The following is a 22,888-nucleotide window of genomic DNA, read 5'->3' as shown; positions in this document are numbered from 1 at the left end:
CTTGTCGAAAGTTCACCCGATCCGTGATCTCAGGCCCGCCCGCGCAGCGCCCCGGCGGCCGCGCCGAGGAGCGCGCCGGCCGCGATCGGCAGGCCGTGCGCGAAGAGGACGTGGAGGAGGTCGTCGTACGAGCAATGCGCCTGGATGCCGATCACGGCCCCGAGCCCGCACAGGGCGCCGATCGCGGCGCCGCGCCATGCCGGCGCCGAGAGGAACGAGCGGCGCAGGACGAACGCCGCCAGCGTGAGCGGGAGCAGCGCCATGCCGAGGGCTATCGCGCTGCACCTGAGGTGCGACATCACGGACACCGGACCGCCGGCGAGGCCCGACGTCGCGACGGCCGCCGACAGAAACCAGACCGGCACAGCGGCGACGAGCGCCTGGAGCGCCCTCACGCCGGCCGGCAGACCCCGCGCCCGCGGCGTCCGCGCGAGCACCAGGCCGAGGCCGGCGAGCAACGCCCAGAGGGCGAGCGGGATCGCGACCCGGGGCGAGCCGATATCGGCGCGGAAGCCCGCGATCCAGGCCAGGAGCAGGACCCAGGCGAGCCCGGCGAGGACCGCGCCCACGACGCGGCGCTCGCGCGCGGGTCGCGTGAGCGACGGCTCGGCCGGCGCCGCCATCAGGGGCGGCGGCGGGCGGCCGGCAAGGTGGGCCGCGGGATCGGGGATGTCCTCGAGCCCTTCCAGCAGATCGCGCTCATCCGTCATCCGCACCTCCTCGGACGTCTCCCGGAGCCCTGCCGCGGCGGCCGCTCCGCTCCGGCTCCGCGGCAGCGCCCGTCGCCGCGCGCTTCTTCACGCGCTTTTCCGCGCCGGTCTGCGCGCCCGTCCCGGCCTCGGGCCCCCGCTGGAGCTCTTCGATCTCGGCCCGCAGCGCCTCGTAGGCGCGGAACGCGCGGAGCTTCACCGCGCTCGGGGTCGCTCCCAGGATGGCCGCGGCGTCCTGAACGCTCAGCCCCTCGTAGCGGAGCAGGATGAACGCCTCGCGCTGCGCCGCCGGGATGCTCGACAGCACCCGCTCGACCGCCCGCGCTGTCTGCGAGGCCATCGCGACGGCCTCGCCGTCGGCGCCGCGCGTGTCCGGCGGCTCCGCGCCCGGGTCGCTCGGGAGGCGCTCGGCGCTGCGGTGCCGCTGGGCGCGCGTGTGATCGAGGTAGACGTTGCGCGCGATGGCGTAGGCCCACGGGGTGACGGCGCCGCCCGGGGCGAAGGTCGAGCGGGCGCGGTGCAGCCGCAGGAACGTCTCCTGCGTCAGGTCGCCCGCGAGCGTCGTGGAGCTGCACATGCGCGTGAGGTACGCGAACAGGCGCGCGTGAAGAGCGCGGTGAAGCTCCGGGAACGCGCGGGCGTCGCCGCACGCGTACCGATCCATCGCGGCGTTCAGGGCGAGCTCATTCATCCGCGGGCGCCGCGGCGCTGGCCGGCGCCGTCGCCCCCGCGGTGAACTCCAGCGACACCATCGCCTCTCTGGCGACCTTGGGCGACAGCACCTCGGTCTGGAGCAGCTCGAGGGGGGAGAGGTCGACCGTGATGAGGCCCGTCGTCCTCGTGATGTCGGAGGGATCGACCTGCAAGGTCCCCTCGGCGGAGCCCTCGATCCGCCCGCGGGTCTTCTCCTTCGGCGCGTCCATCATCAGCTCGACCTTGCTCCCCGCCTTGTCGATCGCGAAGGTCGCCGCGGCGGGCGCCTTCGCCTCCGGCGCCTCGAGCTCGGTCGCGGCGGGCGCGAGGGGCGCCTTCTCTCCCTGGCACGCAGCGGTGCTCGCGCCTGCGATCGCGAGCGCCGCGAGGAGCAGGGTCGCTGTCGAGATCTTCTTCACGCTCGCCCTCCTGGATCGCTGTGGTCGAGGCGCCGCCCGTGGCCGCCGTGGTGCCGTCGTCCAATTGAGCAGGAACGAGGGAAGGCGGGAAGAGGGGGTGAGTTCATCGCGCATTCTCGTCATCCTGCTGAATCTCTCCGGTCGCTCGGGGCACGCTCGCGGCGATCGGGCGAAGGCTGCGGCCACGCTGACCCCTCTACGCGCGCGCCGCGCCGCGGTTTCGCCGGCGCTGCGGGCGTGCGGAGCGGGGCGGCGTCGCCGGGCCGGCCGCAGAGGGGTCCGAAGCGAAGGGCCCAGGCGCTCGAGGAGGTCTTCCGTTAAGATGGAAAATTCCTCTCGTGCGCGATCAATCAGGCCTGTGCGGGGGCGCGAAACCGACGTGCACCCGCCGCGTAGCACCACCGAACGACACGCCGCGGGGCATCGCGGGCCGAGGCGGGCGCCATGCCGGCGCCCGCGGCCGCACCTGTCTCCGGGGCGCGTCGGAGGAACGATCGCTGCCACGCGGCTCGCCGCCGCGGCGGCGATCCAAGTCGCGTCATCTCATTCACCGCTTCTGGAGGATCGTCATGAAGATTCGGAGTCGCGCGCTGTCGGCACTGCCCCTCGTCCTCACCCTCGCCGCTGCTTGCAGCGATGGCGGAGGAGGCGATACCACCGGCGCCGGTGGCATGGGCGGGGGAGGTGCCGGCGGGCCCGCTGGCGGGGACGCGGCCGCGCGCTTCGAGGTGACCATCGAGAACGTGACGCCCGCGCGGGATTACCGGGTGGCCGGCGTGTTCAACACGCCCGTGGGCGAGAGCATGCCCGGACCGCTCTTTCCCGAGAAGAGCTTCGAGTTCCGCGTCGGCGCCCTGCCGGGCGACAGGCTGTCGTTCACGACGATGTTCGGACAATCGAATGATCTGTTCTATGCGCCCGATGGCGCCGGGATCGCGCTCTACGACGAGGCGGGCGACCCGGTGAGCGGGGACGTGACCGACCAGGTCATCCTGTGGGACGCGGGCACCGAGGCCAACGAGGAGCCGGGCGCGGGGCCGAACCAGGCGCCCCGGCAGGGCGGAGCGAACACGGGCGCTCCGGACCCGGACAACACGGTGCGGCTGGTCAAGGATGGGTATCCCTACCCGCAGGTCGAAGAGGTCCTCCAGGTGACGGTGACGCCGGAGCCGGGCAATGAGTTCACGATCCGGATCACCAACATGTCGGAGGTGGGGACGCTGATGCCCGAGGGCGGGGAGCCGGCCGCCGTGCCCCTGTCGCCGGGGCTCTTCGTGGTGCACACGATGGAAGACCCGCTGTTCACGATCGGGCAGGCGAACCCCGGCGATGGGCTGGAGGCGCAGGCCGAGGACGGGAACCCGATGATGCTGCACGAGCGGGCCACGCCCCGCGCGGGGCTGACCTCGCCGGCGGCGCCGGGCGTCGCGGTGGTGCACGGGGCCGCGGCGCCCCTGTTCAGGTCGGGCGAGGCGGACCGGGGCAAGGGCCTCGAGATGCTGGCCGAGGATGGGAACCCGACCACGCTCGCGGAGTCGCTGGAGGCCGAGGTCGGGGGGGAGAGCGGGATCTCGTCGGTGCTGGTCTACGACACGCCCGTGCACGCCTCGATGCCGGGGCCGCTGCTGCCCGGCGCGAAGTTCAGCTTCACGGTGACCGCGCGGCCCGGCGAGCGGCTGAGCTTCGCGTCGATGCTGGGCCAATCGAACGATCTGTTCTTCGCGCCGAGCGAAGAGGGAATCGCGCTGTTCGACGCGAGCGGCGAGCCGGTGAGCGGCGATGTCTCCGACCAGGTCTCGATCTGGGACACGGGCACCGAGGCCAACCAGTGGCCCGGCGTGGGCCCCGATCAGGCGCCGCGCCAGGCCGGGCCGCAGATGGGCGCCGACGATCCCATGGACCATGTGCGCTCCGTCGATGACGGTTATCTGTATCCTGCGTCCAACCAGATGCTGAAGGTGACCATCACCCCGGCGCGGTAGCGGGACCACGAGCGGCGGCGCTGCCCCCGCATGACTCCGCTCCGCGCTCGATCGCGTGCGCTGCGATCGGCGCGAGGCGCCCGACGGGCTGGTCGCGTGGAGCGAACGGCAGAGTTCGACGAGGGCTCGATCCCGAGCTGCCTGCGAAGAACGGCGCGACGAGGCCCGGTGTGTGGGGCGTGAACCACATTGTCTCCGGATGGCTCCGCTATCGCATCGACGGGCTCAACGGTCGAGAGACGCTGCTCGAACCGGCGCGCCCTGATATGGACGTGCCAGAGGTGCTGCGTCAGGTCGACCCCGACTGTCCAATGCGGTTCTTCGTGGGGTTTCACCGCGACAACGGATGACCTCGATCGCCCCGAGCCCGGGCGGTGCGCGGAAGGCCGCTCCGCGCCGCGTGGCGATGCCGAGTCGAACAGGACGAGCGCTCGCGGGTGTGGCATGAAGAGGGCCTTGTCTACGCCCGGACCGATTATCGATACGTCGTTGCTTTTCCAGGAGAGTGAACGAACCGCGCACGGTTCCATGTCCGACCCAACGCGCGCAACGTGGCTGTACGGTGCACGCCAAAACAACCCAGGAGATAGAAAAGAGTCTTGACTTTCCTCCAGCATTTGTATGAATACTCTATCCCCCTCGGCGGTCCGGAGCATCCTCGGCCGGCCGCCGGGGTCGGTCGACGGACGCACAACGACCGACTCGGTGGGGGGGTACCTGCCGGATGACTTGCTTTTTGCGGCTGAGCGTCCAGGTTGCGCTTACTTTCTCTGGTGTAGGCACCCGTCGTGCGGGGTGTCCGCGTGTGAGATATTATCTCCGATAATCGTCGGTGTACGCCAGGCATCTCGTCGGCAAACTCCCGCGGATGCAGCCGTGATCAAGAGCACGGTTGCCGGAAATCTTGAACTCTAACCTACGGATCGGTGGAGCTCGCAGGCGTCTCGCTTCTTCACAAATCTGCCTCGAGAATCAGCCTGTGATTCGACCGACCCTGTCATGGAGAACCTTAATGAGCTTTACTCGCCTGCTTGGCTACATGTCGGCTTCGATCGCGTTCGGTGTGCTCGCGTGCAACGCTGTACCCATCGAGGATGAAGAAGAGTTCGGTGATCTCAGCGCCGGCGTGGCTAGCGCGGACGGCTCGGTGGATGCGGTGCTCGCAATTCAGTCGGACTGGGGAAGCGGCTACTGCGCGAGCGTGAAGGTCAAGGGCCTCAGGGCCGTCACCGGCTGGAGCGTTGTCGTCGCGCTCAACGGGTCGACGAACCCCGCGCCGTGGAACGTGAACGTCACGCCGGGGAGCGGGCAGTTCACTGCCAAGAACGTGGGCTTCAACGGAACGCTGGCCGCGGGCCAGACGGCGGAGTGGGGGTTCTGCGGTAGCGGCTCCGGGCGGCCTTCGATCGCATCGGTCAGCGGCACCGGCGCCTCGGGCTCCTCCTCCTCCTCCTCGTCCTCCTCGTCGAGCAGCAGCACGAGCGCGTCGTCGAGCAGCAGCACGAGCGCGTCGTCGAGCAGCAGCTCGGGGACGGGCGGCGGCGCGGGCGGCGGCGGCGGGGCCGGCGGCGGCGGCGGGGCCGGCGGCGGCGGCAGCACGTGCACGGCTGCCGATCAGCGGGTCTGCGCCAATCAAACGGGCACCCACTGCGGCCTCACCTTCGAGTACTGGAAGGACTCCGGGACCGGATGCCAGACCAATACGGCCGACGGCTTCAACGTGGAATGGAACAACATCAACAACCTGCTGGGTCGCAAGGGCGTGAGGCCGGGATCGAAGAACTCGATCGTGACCTACGATGCCGACTACCGGCCGAACGGCAATTCGTACCTGGGTGTCTACGGGTGGACAAGGAGCCCGCTCGTGGAGTACTACATCATCGATAGCTGGGGCAACTGGCGTCCGCCGGGCGGTGAGGGTCGCATGGGCTCCGTCACCAGCGATGGAGGCACCTACGACATCTACAGGACCCAGCGCGTCAACCAGCCTTCCATCGATGGCAACGCGACGTTCTATCAGTACTGGAGCGTCCGTACGTCGAAGCGCACGAGCGGAACCATCACTGTCGGCAACCACTTCGATGCGTGGGCGCGCGCGGGGATGAACCTGGGGAGCCTGTACGAGGTCTCGATGGTCGTGGAAGGGTATCAGAGCAGCGGGTCTGCTGATGTGAACGTGTCCATCCGATGAGCACCGGGTCTTGAGCCGCGTCGGTGGGCAGGGGTTCCTGCCCACCGACGGACGGACGGGCGGTAGGTACCATGTACCTGCTTGCCCCGGTGGCGCGACGCAGGGGGGGCGGAGCGCATAAAAGAACGTCCTGTCAACCCAGGTCAGGTCCCGCCGTCGGGGCTTGACGTCTCCGGAGCGCCTGGGTCTCCTTCCCCCCACCGATCCTGGCGATCACGATCAGGAACGCCTCCCGACCCCAGGCCGTCCCCATCGGCCTAGCTCCCCAACCAGCGAGCCCGATCATGGCGCTCGTCTCCTTGACCGCGACGGTCTCGGGGGCGGACGCGCCGGGGTGCCGTGAGCGCACCCCAGGTCGGACCCGATCGTCGCGACAGACGGCCGAGGTCGTCAGCGCACAGCGGCGTGCTCGATGTGGGTTGCGCGAGCTGCCACCCACGGGCCGCTCACGCGCAGGGGCGAGCGGACCGTGGGGGATCGGGGCGAGTCTACGGCTTCGCCGGGGCGGGCGCGCCGTCCTGGATCCACTGGCGGAGGGTCGCGAGCTCAGCGTTCGTCAGGGTCGGCTTGTTCTCCGCCGACTGCGGCATGACGCCCGTGTTGCAGCTGGCGGTGGCGGAAGGCCTGCATCCCGCGGTCGCGGCCGTCCCTGCGGCCTTGCGGTAGAGCCAGCTCTGCTCCGGATCTCCCGGCACCACGAGCTTGAACTGCCCACCGGCACGCGACGGCTTGTTGACGAGGCCCGCCACGATGTCCGCCGAGCTGATGTCGCCGCCGAGCGACAGACCTGCCTGGGGACCGGTCGATGGCGCAGCGTGGCAGCCGCTGCACTTGTGGATCGCGCTCTCGAAGATCGGACGGACCGTGGTGTGGAACACGCCGGACTCCGTGGGCAGCGGATCTTCCGGATCCGGAGTCAGCTCAGGATTGATGACCCGAGCGATCGCGTCCATCTCGTAGCACTGGGCCGCCACGGCGTCCTTCAGCTCCTGGTCGGTAGGCGACAAGCCCTTGGCGACGCGGTACTTCTCCCAGACGTTGTCGATCCAGCCGTGCAGCTTCCAGAACATGTAGTTGTCGATGTTCGTGAACTGGTTGCCGAGGCCGTGGTCGGTGTTGTTGGAGCGCACCCATTTGAAGTGGAGATCCCCGTGCAGGCCGCTGGCCGTCTGCGATGAACCCGGGATGGCCTGGCCGGCGAAGCACTGGAGCCACATACCCAGCGCGCCTTCGTCCGGGAAGCGGCTCAGGTTCTCCGGCTTGTCGATCTCGTCGGCGATCTTGGCGTTGGCGAGCGTCGTGGCGCTCCACGGCCTGAAGTCCGCCCTCCACTGCTGGGGCACCTCCTCCGCCGTCGTGGGGAACTTCTTGAAGCCGTCGAACTGCTCCGCGTGGTTCGGCCAGAGCTGCTTCAGCGACTGGATCATGTGCCGGTGCATGGCGAGGAACTGGAAGCCATCGCCCGTGGTCTTACACTCCTGGTCCGACGGGACCGGGACCGACGAGCTGCAGATGTTGACCCGGCTCATCCCCCCGAACCCACCGGCACCGCAGCGCCGGATGCTGTGCCACTCGAAGTGGGCAGCTTGCCATTCGTTCTGCTCCATCCAGGCGATGACCTCCGGCTGAACGGTGAGATCGATCTGGCCGTTCTTGGAGAACTCCGCCGGACCGTCTTTCATCATCGCGTCGCTGGGATGAGGGTCGAAGCCGTCCACGCAATGATCTTTCGGGTGTACGTCGCCCGTTCCGCTCGAGCCGCCGGTGCCACCTGCGGCATTTCCGGTGGACGAGGAGCCCGTGGTCGCGGCGGAGGTGGACGGGGCGCCACCGCTGGTGACGGAGGGGGTCGGGCCCGATCCCCCTGATCCCGGGGTGCCCACGTCCGGGGTCCCGCCGGTGCCTCCGGGGTCGATATCGCCGCCGCTGCAGGCTCCTAGCAGGAGGGCCGTAGCGCACGAGAGGAAACCGAACGTACGTTGCGAGATCTTGCCGAATGACACGGTGGACAAGCCTGCCTGATCGTTGATTCGCATGGTGCTCCTGGTGACCGCTGGATGCCGGGTGCATGCTCCCGCGCATCCGCTGGACAAGACCCGGATGGGCCCCGGCCAACGGCTGGTCGCGCTGCATGGCAGGTGGCTTCCGAGCAGCTAAGCGGGTCAAAAATTGTTACGAGAAGATCGTCGCCGACTTTGGATGAGCCGAGGAGAAGGGAAAAGCGTTGACTCCACGAACTGCAGGTCGCCGGCGCCGTCGGTCGTGCCGCTTGTCGCTGCACGCCGCCGGACACCGTGACCTGCCACATGACATTCGGGGGAGGCGCCGTTCGTAGTTCCCGGGCGCCGGCGATTCAGAGCCCCTCCCAGCCCGCGAACGCTTACGTCGTGTCTTCTAGTAGTAGCCGCTGGACGGAGCGATGGTCACGCCCAGCGCTCACTCGATCGAGACCTTCACGTCAGCGCTACCGCTGCTCTGGTATCCTTCCACGACCAACGAGACTTCGTAGAAGGTCCCCAGGGTCAGGCCCTGGCGCTCCCACGCGTCGAAGTGGTTGGCGACCGTGATGGTCCCGCTCGTGCGCTTCTCCTTGCGGACGCTCCAGAACTGATAGAACGTCTTGTTGCCTTCGATGGAAGGCTGGTTGACGCGCTGGGTCTTGTAGATGTCGTAGGTGCCTCCGTCGCTGGTGACGGTGCCCACGAACCCTTCGCCGCCCGGCGGACGCCAGGTGCCCCAGCTATCGATGATGTAGTACTCGATGAGCGGGCTCGTCGTCCACCCGTAGACACCCAGGTATGAATTGCCGTTGGGCCGGTAGTCGGCCTCGTAGGTGACGACATGATCCTTCCCGCCCGGCCTCACGCCCTTGCGGCCCAGCAGGTTGTTGATGTTGTTCCAGTTTACGCGGAAGCCGTCAGCCGTGTTGGTCAGGCATCCTTCCCCTCGGTCCTTCCAGTACTCGTAGGTGAGGCCGCAATGCATGCCAATGCCGTCGCTGCACACCTCCCGGTCGGGCTCTGTGCACGGGCCCGGCGTGCCGCCGGTCGAGCTCGAGGTAGCGGGCCCCTCCGAGCCCCCGCCGCCTCCTGAGCCCACGGTCGCGTCCGAGCCCCCGGTCCCTGTCGTCGCCGGTCCGCCCGTGGCCCCGCTGCTCGTTGTCGTGCTGCTCGTGGCCCCGCTGGTCGACCCGCTCGCGCCGCCGGCCGTGCCGGTGCCGCTGCCCGTTGTCGCGCCGCCGGTTGTCGCGCCGCCGGTCGTCGCGCCGCCCGTTGTCGCGCCGCCGGTTGTCGCGCCGCCGGTTGTCGCGCCGCCGGTCGTCGCGCCGCCGGTCGTCGCGCCGCTCGTCCCGGCCGAGCCGCCGCCGGACCCGGCGTCCGCGGATGAATCGTCCGCCCCCGAGCAGCCCACCGCGGCGAATCCTAAGATGAGAGCGAAAGTTTGAAGTGAAGTTGAACGCACGTCTCCTCCTTGCCTATCTGTTTCCTATTCCCGGAAACCGACTTCGTGATCATGGCTCGCACCAATATCTGGTGCCCCAGCGACCCGGAGGGGTTTTCCCGTTGCCGATCGAGGGCCAGCCCTTGGGCGCGACCCCGGCCAGGCCGCGAGCGCAGTCGCGCAGCCGCCGCCGCGCAGCCGCCGCCGGTACGGTGAGTCTGCGAAAAGATGCCAACACAAGATCGAGGGGCGCTTCGACGAGGCGGCGGCGCTGCATGCCGGGGCGGGCGGCTCGGACGGGGGCCCGTGGCAGGCGGGCTGGAGCGCGGCAATGCTGAGTCCGGCGCCGGCCTGGCCGGAGGCGCTCCGGCACAACGAGGCGACCGAGCGGGCGGAGGCGGCGGCAGGCGCGGGCGGGAAGCTGCCCACGTGCCCCGGCGCGTTGAAGGTAGAAACCATCAGTCCACCTGGATCCTGTGAAGCGGAGTTGAGCGGGTGGTGCTGGAGGCGAGAGGAGCGGCGCTGAACTGGAGATCGAAACGCGCGATCGCGGGAATTGGAGCTCATGGCAAAGCTCGCGCGCGCAGGAGCGGCGGATTGGACAGTCTTGGCAGCGGGTCTCTCCCTCATGGGGTTCGCCTGCGGACCGGCGGAGGGGACCGGGGCGCCCGGGTCGACGGACGGGACATCCGCGTCCAGCGGCGGCGCGAGCTCGGGCGCTGGAGGGGCTGCCGCTGCCGGGGGAGCCTCCGCGGCTGGCAGCACCAGCAGCAGCGGCGGCGAGGGGAGCCCCGCCACGGGCGGGCAGACGGGGAGCGGTGGCAGCGACGGCGCCGGTGGCAGCGATGACACAGCGGATGGCGTCTACAATCCTGACTTTCAAGAGTTCTATGGCGAGGACTGTGATGTCGGTGAGCCCGAGGAGGCGAACAACAGCAAGCTGCCAGATCTGTTCGCGTCTCTCGATGGCTCACGCATGTCCAAGAAGTCGCAGTGGCGCTGCCGCAGGGCCGAGCTGAAGAAAGCCGTCGAGAAGTACATTCACGGTGAGAAGCCCGGCCGGCCTGACAAGGTGACCGGGTCGGTGAGCAGCACCTCCATCGCGGTGCGCGTGGAGCACGGCGGCAAGAGCATCGAGTTCAGCGTGTCGGTGAGCCTGCCGAGCGGCGCGAGCGGCCCCGTTCCGGCCATCATCGGGCTGGGCGGGGGGAGCCTGGATAAATCCCTCCTCGCAGAGGAGGGGGTCGCGACGATCAACTACAACAACAACGCCATGTCGAGCGAGACGGGCAGAACCGGCCTGTTCTCGAGCATCTACGGGAACACCGGCGCCAGCGCTCAAGTCGGCTGGGCCTGGGGCGTGAGCCGCATCATCGACGTGCTGGTCGACGAGCGCGATGCGGGGCGGAACGATATCATCGATCCAACGGCCATCGGCGTTACCGGTTGTTCCAGGTTGGGGAAGGGCGCCTTCACCATCGGTGCGTTCGATGAGCGGATCGCGCTGGGGATCCCGCAGGAGTCCGGGACCGGCGGCGTATCCGCGTTCCGGGTCGTGAACACCAACCCGGTGGGCCCGAACGGGAAGCCGGCCCAGTCGCTGAGCTCCGCCTGGAGCGAAGCGCAGGGATGGTTCGGGACCGCCTTTGGCAGCTATAGAGACAAGGTGAATGTCATCCCGGCAGACACGCACTCGCTGGTCGCCATGTACGCGCCGCGCGGGCTGCTCGTCCTGGACAACTCGCGTATCGGTGAGCTGGGGTCGGTCGCCCAGCACGCGGCCACCGCGGCCGGTGGAGAGGTGTACAAGGCGCTCGGCGTGGAGAAGAACGTCGCTTATCACGGCGGCAGGCCCTCGGACCCGCACAATCATTGCGGGTTCTATCCGGAGCAGGCGGAGCCGCTGAGAAGGGCCATCCGGGCCCACCTGACGCGGACGGCTGACCCGGATGGAAGGATGGAGCCGCAGCCGGTCGCCACGGCCGATCTGGCGGCATGGATCGACTGGGATACTCCCGCGCTGGAGTGACGGCCGTCATCCGCCACCCATCGCGGCTTGTCGTTCCAGGGGGGGACGGCATCCCAGGCGCCTCCGGCGGCCTGCTCGCGCGCTGCGCGCGGGGATGTAGAGAGGGTGCGGACAAGGTGGCGTGCTCGGTAGCCTCTCTCACCGCTCTCCGAACCGAGGCTCGGAGGGACGGCAGCGGGAACGCCGCGCTTCTCTCGGGGAGAGGAGCGACAGCTCTCTCACCTCGGTCGCCCGAGGGTCGATACCTTAGGACCGTTATAGTTACGAAAACCGAGCACTGTCGGCCCGCGGCGTCATGTATGAACGCGCGTCGCAGGGTTGTCAAGCGCGCGGCGTGGCCGACTCGCCGCGTGCCCGAGGCCCAGGCCCCGGCCACCGCGACGAGGGCAGCGCGAGCTCTCGGATCGGGTTCCTTCCGGCAACCCTCGCAGGTATGGTCAACCACCGCCCGCACCGAGACGTCGATCCCCGAAGCGGAGACCTCATGCCGCCCACCCGACCCACCCTGGTTGAATCCACCCCGCGCTCCTCACGCTCGGCCTCGCCCAGGGGCGCCGCCGCAGCGCTGCGGCACCGGGAGCTTGCCGGCGCCAGCCCTCCAGGCGAGCTTCGGGCCTTGCCAGATCACAAGCCACGGAAGCTTTTGACGAGAGAGCACGCAGCAGTCCGGACGACAGAGACTCTCGCGACGGTGGCGGCCGCGGCGCTCGCCCTCGTGTGCGGGAGCGCGGCATGCAATGCGATCTCGGGGGTCGACGGGCTCGACTTCTCGGGCACCGCCGGCACGACAGGCGGCGGCGCGGCCGGCAGCGCCGGTGGTTCCGCCGGCGGCGACGCGGGGAGCGGCGGCACGGGCGGCGCCGGGGGTACGGGCGGCGCAGGGGGTGCGGGCGGCGCCGGGGGCACGGGCGGCGCTGGGGGTATGGGCGGTGCCGGCGGCGCTGGGGGAATGGGCGGCGCTGGCGGCGCGGCCGTCGACATCTCGTACGAGGTCTCCTGTGGGAGCAGCAACGTGGCCGTCGGCGTCCACGGCCGGAGCGGCGGCTCGGTTGACAGTATTGGCCTGATCTGCGCGCCGCTCGCCGGCGACGGCACCCTGGGCACCGCCTTCCAGACAGTGACCGCCGGCGGCAACGGCGGATCGCCGGCCAGCGCGATCTGCCCTGCGAGCCAGGTCCTGGTCGGGATCAACATCTGGGTCGACTCGCTTGTGTACAGGATCGAACTGCTGTGCCAGACAGTCGAAGCGTGGAAGATGAGCGACGGTACAACCAACACCGTCCCCGGCTTCGGCAACGCCCATAGCACGGCGTATACGGTCAAGTGCCCCGTGGGCGCCGCCGTCCTTCAGATCGGCGGCGATGCTGACCAGCTCGTGCGCTCCGTCAATCCACGGTGTCGCATGCTGTGACATCTGGCGCACGCCGGCACAGCCTGGTCACTGAGCGCGCGGGGCCAAAGTCGGCGAGCGCCGATGCGCGCAGCGAGTTCTGTGGCTCCCTTAGCTGCCAATGTGCCGATGGGATCCTGGCACGACTCGTGCTGATGGCATTTCCTCATGAACAAGCGCTTTGTCAGAGGACTCGGTGTTGCGCTACTTGCACTTCTCGGCTGCGGCGGCGGCGGCCAGGGCGGCGGCCAGGGCGGCGGCCAGGGCGGCGGCGGCGGCCAGGGCGGCGGCGGCCAGGGCGGCGGCCAGGGCGGCGGCGGCGGCCAGGGCGGCGGCGGCCAGGGCGGCGGCCAGGGCGGCGGCGGCCAGGGCGGCGGGGTGGCGGCGCAGTGCAGCGATCTCGAGAATCAGGCGTCGCCGGGAGATGTGGTCTTTCGCATCACGAACCAGCGGGCCGTACCGGTGTACTACGATGATAACCGCGAGTGCACCAGAGCCTTCACCGTCAGCGAGGGCGAAGCTCCACGGAAACAGCCCTATCTGACAGGGTGGTCGACCTGTGGCTGGCACATGGAGAACGACGGCATGGGCCCGGCGGATTGCATCACGGAGGAGCTCAGCACCCTCGATCCCAACAGCACCCTCGAGCTCACGTGGGACAGGTTGGTCTTCGAGCGGCGCGATCTGCCCGCCGAGTGCCGAGGAGGACCCGATTCGCCCGCGTTGTGCAGCCAGCTCGTCGCGATCGAGGCAAGCACGCTGACCGTGCACCTTCGCTTCTGGAGCGGGCAAGATTGCTCCGGTGGCGAATGCTCCCCGACCGGAGAGGAGACCAAGGAGCAGACCTTCTCCTTCCCCGTCGCGGGGCCGGTCGACATCACCATCGACTGACGGCCGCAGCGGCCGCGCGGAAGAGGTCAGTGCACCGGGGCGTGAATTTTGCTCATGCAGCGAGCGTGTCGCATGCGTTCAGCGGTTGAGCCCGCATGGCCCCGCGGGCGCTGGTCGCGGGGGCACGGGCGCGTCGTGCTAAGGTCCCCTCGTGCAGAAGGAAAAGGCCAGGCCGGGCGAGACGCTCATCGTGCGCAACAAGCGCGCGCGCTTCGATTACGACCTCGGCGACCGGTTCGAGGCGGGGATCGTCCTCAAGGGGAGCGAGGTGAAGATGCTCCGCGCCGGCAAGGCCGACCTGACCGACTCGTTCTGCACTGTCTCTCGGGGCGAGGTGTTCTTGCAAGGCGTGAGCATCGCCGAGATGTCCGGCGCGGCCTTCGGCCACCTGCCGAAGGGCGCGCGCAAGCTCCTCCTCCACCGGCGCGAGATCGAGCGCATCGATCTGTCGATCGCCCGCGAGGGGATGACCGCCGTCGCTACCCGGCTGTACTTCAAGTGCGGTCTGGCCAAGGTCGAGATCGCGCTGGCGAGGGGGAAGAAGATCTACGACAAGCGCGAGGCCATCAAGGCGCAAGACGCCGAGCGCGAGGCGCGCGCCGTCGTGGTGCACGGACAGCGACGGTACGGACGCGCGTGACGCGCAGGGCGAGCTCGCGGATGGACAGCGCGGGCGTCGAACGCGGGCCAGAGCCCCACCCCTCACGGTGGAGCTCCGGCCCCGGGCCGGCTCACCTCAGGTAGTCGGCGATCGCGTCGTACCAGACGCCCGCCATCCGGGCGTAGCCCGCCTGATTGGGGTGGACCTGGTCGCCGAGCTCGGACGTGGGGAAACCCGTGAACTGATCGGCGAAGATGATGTGCGCGCCCGCGCTGGCGCGCTCCTCGACCAGCCCGGGGATGGTGGCGTTGTACGCGTCGACCGAGCCTGGGGAGAACGGCAGAGGGATGATGTTGCTCACGACGATCAGCGCATCGGGCGCCTCGGCGATCAGCTCGTCCAGGAGAGCGGCCAGGCGGGTGTTGGCGCCATTGGCCTCTCGCACCATGTCATTGGTGCCCGCGTGGAGCAGCACGATGTGCGGCGCGTCTCTGAGCGCCGGGGTCGGCACGCGATTGGCGATCTGCTGGATGGTCTCTCCGCTGATCCCCTCGTGATTGCGGGGGAACGGCGCGCCATCGACCATCGTGGGGCCGTTCATCGCCTGCGTGCCCGTGAAGGTGATCTCGTGGCCGTCTTGCCGGGCCAGGCGGAAGAGCTCGACCCGGTACCCGCCGTCGAAGCCGAGACCGAAGGTGATCGAGTCGCCGAGGGGCAGGACCTTGCAGGGGCCCGTCTCGGGGCAAGGCTGGAACCCTGTTGCGGGAGAACCCCCAGTCCCGCCGGAGCTGCTGGACGTCGCGCCCCCGGACGGGTCCCCACCGGCGCCGTCCCCGCCGGTGCCCGTCGCGCCGCTCCCCGTGGGCGCCTGCCCACCCGAGCCGACGGTCCCCGTGCCGCCCGGTCCACCCGTTGTCGAGGCGCCTTCCGAGACCCCACTCCCGCTCGTCGGGGCGCCGCCGGAAGACGCGCCTCCGGACCCGCCGGAGCCGTCGGTCGACCCATCAGGAGCGCTGGAGCAGGCCAGGGAACCGACAAGGAGAAGGCTCGCGAGGGGGATCCCGCGGACCAAGGTGCCAGAGACAGCACGGCGGACGAAGCGCGAAGAGGTCAAGGGCAACATGGATGCAGAGCTCCCGGTCATGGTTGACCGATAGGGTGAATGTTTACGTCTCGAACAGAAGATCGACGGCGCTTGGAGCCATTCCACGCTGCCCGCCCGACCTCTGCGAGGAAGTGGGGGAACGGTACGAGGCGTCCGCGGAGACGTCGTTCAAGTTCTCGGCGTAGCTTTTCAGGATCTCGGCGCGCGACATGGATCCGCGCGACGCAAGCCAGCCGAGGTGCGCGCTGGGGCACGCCCGGTGCAATATCCGTGCAAGAAAGGCTTGACCCCTTGTTCCTCGACGTCGACGATGTTCTGGGGCGACCCCGAGCATGACCGCGGAGTTTTCAGCGAAGTACGGGTCGGCGCTCACCGGATCGGACTGGGTGGGGCTGCCTCTCCGGATCGGGCACGTGCCCGAGAGCGGCCGGCTCGAGAGCCTCTCGAACGCGTCGGATGCGGTCCTGGTCTGGGCGGGAGGCCCCTCGCAGGTCGACATTCGCTTCGTGGAGCCGACCTCGGGAGAAGTCCGGGAGCATTCCTTCGAGCGGCTCTCGGGCATGATGGACCTCTTGCCGCGGAAGACCACGCTTCAGAGCGTCGATTGGCGGGGGCGGCCGTCGGTGTGTACGTCGGTGAACTTTCCCGAGGCGTCCATGCGGGCTCTTTGTTCGTCTCCGTCCGCCGTCCTGGTTCCGGAGCGTGGCCCGCGGTTCGGTCTTGTCGACGCCCATGTGGTCGACCTGGTTCATCGCCTGCAGGCGCAGGCCGTGGGGCAGGAGTACCTGGGTGCCGTCTACGTGCAGTCGCTCTCCCTGGCGCTGGCTTCCTACCTCACGGCCCGGTACGGAGCGGGGGCCAGGGCGGAGATCGCGCTGCGCACAGCGAGCCTCTCGGCCAGCCAGCGCACCCAGATCGAGAAGTTCGTGGACGGCGAGCTTTCCTCGAACTTCGGGCTCGTGGACCTGGCGGCGCTGGTCGGCTACTCGCCGGACCACTTCTCGCGCCTGTTCAAGCACGCCTTTCACCAGAGCCCCTATCAGTACGTACTCTCACGCCGCATCGAAAGGGCGATGACAATGCTCCGGGACGAGCGGCTGTCCATCGCCGAGATCGCTCTGGCCTGTGGCTTCTCCAACCAGGGGCACCTCACGACGGCGTTCAAGCGTCGTACGGGGACGACGCCCGGCGCGTATCGAAGGAAGTGAACGCCGGCCGGCCGCCGCTGGACACCGCGGAAGGGGAGGGGCGCCAGGACAGGGGATCGACGAGGCGACGGTCCTGCGGGCGCACCGCGGCCGTTCAGGCCTGTCATCGACAGAGGAGGGCTGTGCCGTCCGGCCATGGACCCGGGCGTCCACCGAGCGTGCGGGCACGTGCGTGCGTGCGCGCACGCCCCGTGCGCTCGCACCGCCGGATTTCCCAAAAAACTCCGGCATTTCGCCCCCGCACACCGTGGCCCACCCCGTGCTTGGGCCGAGGTTGACCCGCGGCGTGATGCGACCCGCTGTCGCCACGCCCCCTGCTGGCCGAGGCGTACCCGCCCGGCGCGGTCCCGCAGGACTGACGCCTGGCTCGCCCGTGCCGCCAAGGAGAGCTCCGCGATGCCCAACGATGACGACCGCTTGGTTCCGAGCAGCATGTCTCCGCGGACCCTCCGGCATTACGACCGGGTGTCCCGCACCGTGATCGATACAGCGCCCCCGCAGCCGGGAGAGCTCGACGTCGCCCCCCGGAGCTCCGGCGAGGGCGGCGCCTGGCTCCGGCGAATCACCCTCGGCGCCGCCGGCTGGATCGGCACGAGCCACGCCGCCTTCTGCATCCCCCTCGTCACCTTTGTTGCGCTGCTCACCGTTCTTGTCTTCCGGCCTCGCCATCTCGCAGCGACCGTCGCGGTCGATCTCCACCTCCCCTCGGAAGGGGCGATCCCCGCAGAGAAGCCCGTGCCGGGCAGGAAGCTCGACTGCAAGGAGGACCTCGTGTGGTGCTTCCGGTACGGCGCCACGGGCACGGAGTTCGGCGGCGGAGTCCCTTACTGGATCTTCCGCGTGATGCCGAAGATCTTCGAGGACGAGTTCAAGGGGGGCGGTTACGAGCGCTTCGGCTTCGGCGACGACGACACCACCTATTACACGTCGCGCCCGGTGGGCCGCGGGCTCGTCCTCGCCGACTCCACCCTGCACGTCCCGCTGCTGCGCACCAGCTTTGCGCTGAAGCGCGTCGCCATCAACTGCTCGGGGTGCCACCGCGGCGAGTACCTGAGCGCCGACGGCGAGGTCGCCCATGTCGACGGGATGCCGAACCACACAGCCGACCTCCAGGGATTCAAGCGCTTCTTCTCGCGCGCCTTCCTGGACGAGCGCATGACCGGCGAGCGGCTCATCGAGGAGATCAACGCCGCGCTCGACGAGGAAGGTGCGCCCCCGCTCACCGTCCGCGAGCAGCTCGTCTACCGGGTCATCCTCGCCGAGCTGAAGCAGCGGGGTCGCGCGGCTGTCAGCGCCTGGATGGACCTCCGCCCCGACAACGGCCCGGGGCGAATCGACCCCTTCAACGCGGTCAAGCTCGAGGTCCTCGGCGCGCCCGACGACAGGACCGCAGCCCAGATCGACTTCCCCTCGCTGTGGAACCAGCGCGAGGAGATTCGCCCCTGGCACCACGTCGACGGCAACACAAGGAGCTCCATGGCCCGCAACCGCGGCTCGGCCATCGGCGTCGGCGCCGTCGCGCTGTCGCTCCACAAGGACAACGTCGACGCGATCGGGCGCTGGCTCGACCGGGACCTCCCGGCGCCGGAATACCCCTTCACGGCGCCCCCGCCCGAGCGGGCGGCGCGCGGCCGCGCGCTCTTCGTCGTGCACTGCGCCTCGTGCCACGGGCTCTACGACCGGCAGACGCGGACGGTCGCGCAGGTCGCGGGCAGCCGTTACATGCAGCGCGTCGATGTGGGGACCGATCCGGAGCGCTCCAGGGCGTTCATGAAGCGGGCCGCCGACGCGCTCAACGCGTTCGGTGAGCGGCGGCACCTCTGGGAGAAGGACGCGTTCCGCCCGGTCCAGGCGGCGGGCGAGTACCTCGCCGGCCCGCTCGACGGGATCTGGGCGCGCGCCCCCTACCTCCACAACGGCGCGGTGCCCACGCTGGGCGACCTGCTCAAGCCGCCCGCGCCGCCCGGCGAGCTCGATCCGGAGGAGGCGCAGGCGTTCCGGCCGAGGCAGTTCCACCGGGGCAGCCGGCGCTTCGACGAGCAGAACGTCGGCTGGCTCTCGACCGAGCCGATGGAGGGAGAGCGCGCGCTCTTCCTCTACCGCACCGTCGACGCCAACGACGATCCGATCCCGGGCAACAGCAACGCGGGGCACACGTACGGCACCGGCCTCCCGCCGGCAGACCGCGAGGCCCTCGTCGACTACCTCAAGACCCTTTGAACGAACCGGACCCAAGGAGCACAGCCATGTTCCCCCTCCTGGAAACCGCGCTCGCGTTCGCGCTGATCATGCTCACCGCGAGCCTGTTCGTGAGCGCGGTCGTGCAGGTGATCATCAACGTCGGGCGTTACCGGTCCTGCGTCCTCATCCACATGCTGCGATCGCTGATCCACGGGTTCCGCACGTTCCACAGGGACCCCGAGGTCGTCGACCCGGTGACCGGGCGCCCGGCGCAGGACGCGCTCTCCAGGAGCGAGGCCTGCGAGATGCGCTTCGTGCACGAGGTGCTCGCGGATCCGGTCCTGCACGCGCGCAGCGCGAAGCTCGCGGCCGGGTCGGACCCCGCGCGGCTCGCGCTCCTCGTCGAGTACATCGACGCCGACGACCTGATCACCATCGCCGCCGGCGCGTCGGTGGCGGTCGACGCGGAAGGGCGTGAGCGCCTGCTGCCCGGCCGCTGGGTGAGCTGCGGCCAGGGCGGCGCCGTCGAGACGAAGCGCTACGCCACGCTCGAGCAGTTCTCCGCCTACGTGCGCCGCTGGTTTCCCACCCTCGAAGGGACGGCGTCACAGACGTTCAAGCAGCGCGCGCGGCAGCTCACCCTCCTCGTCTCGATGATGGTGGTCCTCCTCTTCAACTTCGACGGGTTCCGGGTGCTCGCCCGGCTCCACGAGAACGGCGCCTCGCGCGCGCGGGTCGTCGCGCAGGCGGACACCGTGATGATCACCGCCGACCGCCTGGGCGAGCGCCCGTCCACGCAGCGCCCGCCGGACGAGCTCCGCGACGCCACGCTCGAGGATTTCCGGCTCGAGATGCAGAAGACGGCGACCCTGCTCGACGAGGCGAGCCTCGGCATCGGCTGGCAAGAGAGCTGGATCGTCCAGCGGTTCTGCGCGTACCGCGGCGACAGCCCCGCGGCTTCGCCGACGGCGCTCCAGCTCCTGCGCGACACGCTGTTCTGGCTCGCCGGGCTCGCGTTTACGTGCGGGATGCTCTCCCTGGGCGCGCCCTTCTGGGTCACCACCTTCTCGCAGCTCATCCAGTTGCGCAACGAGGTGCAGCACCGCAAGCGGCAGGAGAGCGCGTCCGGCGCGAAGCCCGCGAGCGGCCCCCTGGCGCTCCCCGCGCGCGAGCGCGCCGTCGCGAGGCCTTCCTGAGGCTCCCAACGACAGAGAGGATCCTGGTCATGAACACGAGGCTCGATCTCAACGAGGAGTGCCCGCCGCCCGGCGAGGAAGACTGCGTTCGACGGCTCACCGAGATGATGAAGCGCAGCTACGAGCGAGCGTATCCGGCGGGCGCGTCGCCGGCGCTCCGCGGCGTGCACCCGAAGTCGAACGGCTGCGTGAGGGCCCATTTCATCATCGATGACGGCCTGCCCGACGAGCTCCGGCAAGGCGTCTTCCGGGAGCCGCGCGTCTACCCGGCGTGGGTCCGCTTCTCGTCGACCTCCTCGCGCGTCCAGTCGGACATGCGGCGCGACTCGCGCGGCATGTCGATCAAGCTGCTCGACGTCCCGGGGGAGAAGATCCTCGACGGCGAGAAGGACGCGACGACGCAGGATTTCCTGATGGCGAACACGGACGTGTTCTTCGCGCGGAGCGTGGCGGACTACGCCGCGCTCATGACGGCCACGAGCGCGGGCAAGCCCCTCTCGTTCTTCTTCTCGTGCAGCCCGCCCCGCCTCCGGCTGCGCGAGCTCATGAATTACCTCTCCGTCATGCGCAAGCCGTTGAAGAACCCCTTGCACGCCCGCTACTGGAGCCAGACGCCGTTCCGGCTGGGGGAGCGGGCGATGAAGTTCTCCGTCGTCCCGCGCCCCTGCGGCGCGCCCTGGGTCGATGTCGAGCCGGGCGACGACGCGCTCAAGCAGGCCGTGGCGCGGCAGCTCGAGCGGGGGGACTGGATGTTCGACTTCCTCGTGCAGCTCCAGACGCACCCGACGCGGACGCCCATCGAGGACCCGACGATCCGCTGGAGCGAGGACGTGGCGCCGTTCCACAAGGTCGCGACGATGGTGATCCCGGCGCAGCGCCTCGACCAGCCGGGACGGGCCGAGTTCGAGGAGAACCTCTCGTTCACGCCCTGGCACGCCCTGCCGGCGCACCGGCCGCTCGGCGGGCTGAACCGCGCCCGGCGCGCTGTCTACGAGGTGATATCGAAGCTCCGCCACGAGAGGAACGGCGTTCGCCGCGAGGAGCCGAGGGCCCTCCGCCCGTGGCGCGGGCGCGCGCCGTCGAGCGAGCACCCGGCGCGGCCCGGGTGCGCGTGAGGGGCGCGCGCACGGCGCGGCCCGGGTGCGCGTGAGATCGTCACCCAGCCTCCCCGCCCGCGCCCGAGGGCCGGGCAGGACCGGCGCGCAGCGCGGCTGCCCGCGTCGCACACTGCGTCGTACGGCGCGGGCTGACACGACGCCCCGGAACGTTACCGATGTCGGTGCCCCCCTGAAGTGATAAACTCACGTTCCGGAATTTTCATCCGTGACGTCCTCCACGACCTTGACCGAGCCCAGCCTCCTGTGGGACCGGAACGACCAGGAGCCGCCCCCGGAGCTCCTTCACCTGGTCATCGCCTGGTCGCGCGAGGAGCCGAGCCGCCTGGGGGAGGCGGCGCTCGTCGAGGGGCGATGCGTGCTCGGCCGCGGCGGGCCGCAGTCGCAGGACGGCGCGCCGCGCCTCACGTTCCACAGGCAGCGCCCGATGGGCTGGGCCGCGATGCCGCCGCTCGAGGGGCCGCGGATCTCGCGCCTCCAGCTCGAGATCGAGCCCACCCAGGACGGGCTGCTCGCGGTCCGATCGGTCGGGCGCTGCCCCCTCCTCATCAACGGCCTGCCCGCGACGCAAGGCCTCCTGAAGGCCGGCGACACGCTGACGTTGCAGAACGCCCTGGTGCTGCTCGTCGTGCGGCGGCGGTGGAGCCTCGAGGTGATCCAGTCGCTCCGCGAGGCGCCGCGGTTCTCGTTCGGCGACGCCGACGCCCACGGGATCGTCGGAGAGAGCCCGGCCGTGTGGGCGCTGCGCGGCAGCCTCGCGTTCGCGGCGCAGTCCGGCAACCACGTGCTCGTGCGCGGCGAGAGCGGCGCCGGGAAAGAGCTCGCCGCCCGCGCCATCCACGCGCTCTCCCGCCGGCGCGCGGGCGTGTTCGTCGCGCGCAACGCCGCGACCTTCCCCGAGGGCCTCGTCGACGCCGAGCTGTTCGGGACGGCCAGGGGCTACCCCAACGCCGGCAGCCCCGAGCGCCCCGGGCTCATCGGCGAGGCGGACGGCGGCACCCTCTTCCTCGACGAGATCGGCGAGCTCCCGGCGCACCTGCAGGCCCACCTGCTGCGCGTGCTCGACCGGGACGGCGAGTACCAGCGGCTCGGCGAGCCGCGCGTGCGCCGCTCGGATCTGCGCGTCATCGCGGCGACGAACCGCCCGGCCGAGTCGCTGAAGCACGACTTCTCCGCCCGCTTTCTGATCACCGTGAGCGTCCCCGGGCTCCCCGATCGCCGCGAGGACATCCCGCTGCTCCTGCGGCACCTGCTCGCCACCGCCGCGCGCGAGAGCCCGGAGCTGACCGATCGCTTCTTCGAGCGCCGCGGCGAGCGGCTCGCCGAGCCGCGGATCGCGCCGGCGCTCGTCGAGGCGCTCCTCCGCCACGCCTACACGCACCACCTGCGCGAGCTGCAGCGGCTCATGTGGATTGCCCTCAAGTCGAGCCCGGACAGCTTCCTCGCCCTCACGCCCGAGGTCCGCGCCGCGCTCCGCCCGGAGGTGACCGACCCGAAGACGGATCCCCGGGTCGGCGCCAGGTCGGAGCCCGGCAAGTCCTCCAACCCGCCCCAGCCGTCCGACTCCGGCCCCCCGCTCGGGCGCGCCGACATCGAGGCCGCGCTCGTGGAGGCCCAGGGCAGCGTGACAAGCGCGGCGCGCTCGCTGGGGCTGAAGAACCGCTTCGCCCTCTACCGGCTCATGAAGCGCCACGGCATCGCCGGGCCGGACGACGAGGTGAGCGAGGGCTGAGCCG

General features: G+C 70.1%; 19 protein-coding genes. 13 read left to right on the top strand and 6 right to left on the bottom strand.

What is annotated here, in order from left to right:
• Positions 1–29: 29 nt before the first annotated feature.
• The 3 genes from WMF42_RS24920 to WMF42_RS24910 are packed head-to-tail and all read right to left on the bottom strand — an operon-like array spanning position 30 to position 1,822.
• Positions 30–710 carry an NrsF family protein gene (locus WMF42_RS24920; protein WP_061611237.1) on the bottom strand — a complete coding sequence of 227 codons (681 nt, stop codon included), beginning with the start codon at positions 708–710 and terminating at the stop codon, positions 30–32.
• Entirely contained in the window at positions 700–1,401 is a 702-nt protein-coding gene (locus tag WMF42_RS24915) for an RNA polymerase sigma factor (protein WP_437685163.1), read from the bottom strand. The genes WMF42_RS24920 and WMF42_RS24915 overlap by 11 nt, the downstream gene beginning before the upstream one ends.
• Positions 1,394–1,822, bottom strand: coding sequence for a hypothetical protein (locus WMF42_RS24910; protein WP_437685162.1), 429 nt, complete (start codon positions 1,820–1,822; stop codon positions 1,394–1,396). Before WMF42_RS24910 ends, WMF42_RS24915 begins: the two co-directional genes overlap by 8 nt.
• Positions 1,823–2,391: 569 nt before the next feature.
• Here WMF42_RS24910 and WMF42_RS24905 point away from each other — a divergent pair.
• The 3 genes from WMF42_RS24905 (at position 2,392) to WMF42_RS24895 (ending at position 5,995) form a co-directional block, all read left to right on the top strand.
• Complete coding sequence (locus tag WMF42_RS24905) at positions 2,392–3,804, top strand: spondin domain-containing protein (RefSeq protein ID WP_437685160.1); 1,413 nt, start codon at positions 2,392–2,394, stop codon at positions 3,802–3,804.
• A 179-nt stretch (positions 3,805–3,983) separates the two neighbouring features.
• On the top strand, positions 3,984–4,154 hold the full coding sequence (locus WMF42_RS24900) for a hypothetical protein (protein ID WP_437685159.1): 171 nt from the start codon (positions 3,984–3,986) through the stop codon (positions 4,152–4,154).
• A 689-nt stretch (positions 4,155–4,843) separates the two neighbouring features.
• Complete coding sequence (locus tag WMF42_RS24895) at positions 4,844–5,995, top strand: glycoside hydrolase family 11 protein (RefSeq protein WP_437685158.1); 1,152 nt, start codon at positions 4,844–4,846, stop codon at positions 5,993–5,995.
• A 488-nt stretch (positions 5,996–6,483) separates the two neighbouring features.
• Here WMF42_RS24895 and WMF42_RS24890 read toward each other — a convergent pair whose 3' ends face one another.
• Positions 6,484–7,680 carry a hypothetical protein gene (locus WMF42_RS24890; protein WP_437685156.1) on the bottom strand — a complete coding sequence of 399 codons (1,197 nt, stop codon included), beginning with the start codon at positions 7,678–7,680 and terminating at the stop codon, positions 6,484–6,486.
• 751 nt (positions 7,681–8,431) lie between these two features.
• Complete coding sequence (locus WMF42_RS24885) at positions 8,432–8,980, bottom strand: glycoside hydrolase family 11 protein (RefSeq protein WP_081426550.1); 549 nt, start codon at positions 8,978–8,980, stop codon at positions 8,432–8,434.
• Between the two features lie 157 nt (positions 8,981–9,137).
• Here WMF42_RS24885 and WMF42_RS24880 point away from each other — a divergent pair, with 157 nt between their 5' ends.
• The 5 genes from WMF42_RS24880 to smpB all read left to right on the top strand — a co-directional run bounded on the left by WMF42_RS24880 (position 9,138) and on the right by smpB (position 14,386).
• Entirely contained in the window at positions 9,138–9,440 is a 303-nt protein-coding gene (locus WMF42_RS24880; RefSeq protein WP_437694460.1) for a hypothetical protein, read from the top strand.
• Between the two features lie 972 nt (positions 9,441–10,412).
• Positions 10,413–11,465 (top strand): glucuronyl esterase domain-containing protein, encoded by a 1,053-nt coding sequence (locus tag WMF42_RS24875; protein ID WP_437685154.1) that lies wholly within the window; start codon positions 10,413–10,415, stop codon positions 11,463–11,465.
• Between the two features lie 691 nt (positions 11,466–12,156).
• Positions 12,157–12,876: a hypothetical protein gene (locus WMF42_RS24870; RefSeq protein WP_061608823.1), complete on the top strand. Its 720-nt coding sequence runs from the start codon at positions 12,157–12,159 to the stop codon at positions 12,874–12,876.
• Between the two features lie 147 nt (positions 12,877–13,023).
• Positions 13,024–13,746 (top strand): hypothetical protein, encoded by a 723-nt coding sequence (locus tag WMF42_RS24865; RefSeq protein ID WP_437685152.1) that lies wholly within the window; start codon positions 13,024–13,026, stop codon positions 13,744–13,746.
• Between the two features lie 151 nt (positions 13,747–13,897).
• Complete coding sequence (gene smpB, locus WMF42_RS24860; RefSeq protein ID WP_061608254.1) at positions 13,898–14,386, top strand: SsrA-binding protein SmpB; 489 nt, start codon at positions 13,898–13,900, stop codon at positions 14,384–14,386.
• A 91-nt stretch (positions 14,387–14,477) separates the two neighbouring features.
• On the opposite strand, the gene WMF42_RS24855 is transcribed toward smpB, so the two are convergent.
• Positions 14,478–15,419: an SGNH/GDSL hydrolase family protein gene (locus WMF42_RS24855; RefSeq protein WP_267888079.1), complete on the bottom strand. Its 942-nt coding sequence runs from the start codon at positions 15,417–15,419 to the stop codon at positions 14,478–14,480.
• Between the two features lie 365 nt (positions 15,420–15,784).
• On the opposite strand from WMF42_RS24855, the gene WMF42_RS24850 reads away from it, so the two are divergent.
• The 5 genes from WMF42_RS24850 (at position 15,785) to WMF42_RS24830 (ending at position 22,884) form a co-directional block, all read left to right on the top strand.
• Positions 15,785–16,660: a helix-turn-helix domain-containing protein gene (locus WMF42_RS24850; protein ID WP_061608255.1), complete on the top strand. Its 876-nt coding sequence runs from the start codon at positions 15,785–15,787 to the stop codon at positions 16,658–16,660.
• A 396-nt stretch (positions 16,661–17,056) separates the two neighbouring features.
• Positions 17,057–18,880, top strand: coding sequence for a hypothetical protein (locus WMF42_RS24845; protein ID WP_061608256.1), 1,824 nt, complete (start codon positions 17,057–17,059; stop codon positions 18,878–18,880).
• A gap of 26 nt (positions 18,881–18,906) precedes the next feature.
• A complete protein-coding gene (locus tag WMF42_RS24840; protein WP_437685148.1) occupies positions 18,907–20,037 on the top strand; it encodes a hypothetical protein in 1,131 nt (376 codons plus the stop codon).
• Positions 20,038–20,066: 29 nt separating this feature from the next.
• Complete coding sequence (locus tag WMF42_RS24835) at positions 20,067–21,152, top strand: catalase family protein (RefSeq protein WP_437685146.1); 1,086 nt, start codon at positions 20,067–20,069, stop codon at positions 21,150–21,152.
• A gap of 226 nt (positions 21,153–21,378) precedes the next feature.
• Entirely contained in the window at positions 21,379–22,884 is a 1,506-nt protein-coding gene (locus tag WMF42_RS24830; RefSeq protein WP_233561472.1) for a sigma 54-interacting transcriptional regulator, read from the top strand.
• Positions 22,885–22,888 lie beyond the last annotated feature (4 nt).

This window comes from Sorangium sp. So ce176 (assembly GCF_051519835.1).
Taxonomy (GTDB): Bacteria; Myxococcota_A; Polyangia; order Polyangiales; family Polyangiaceae; genus Sorangium; species Sorangium cellulosum_G.
This window is presented reverse-complemented; position numbering and strand designations above follow the sequence as displayed.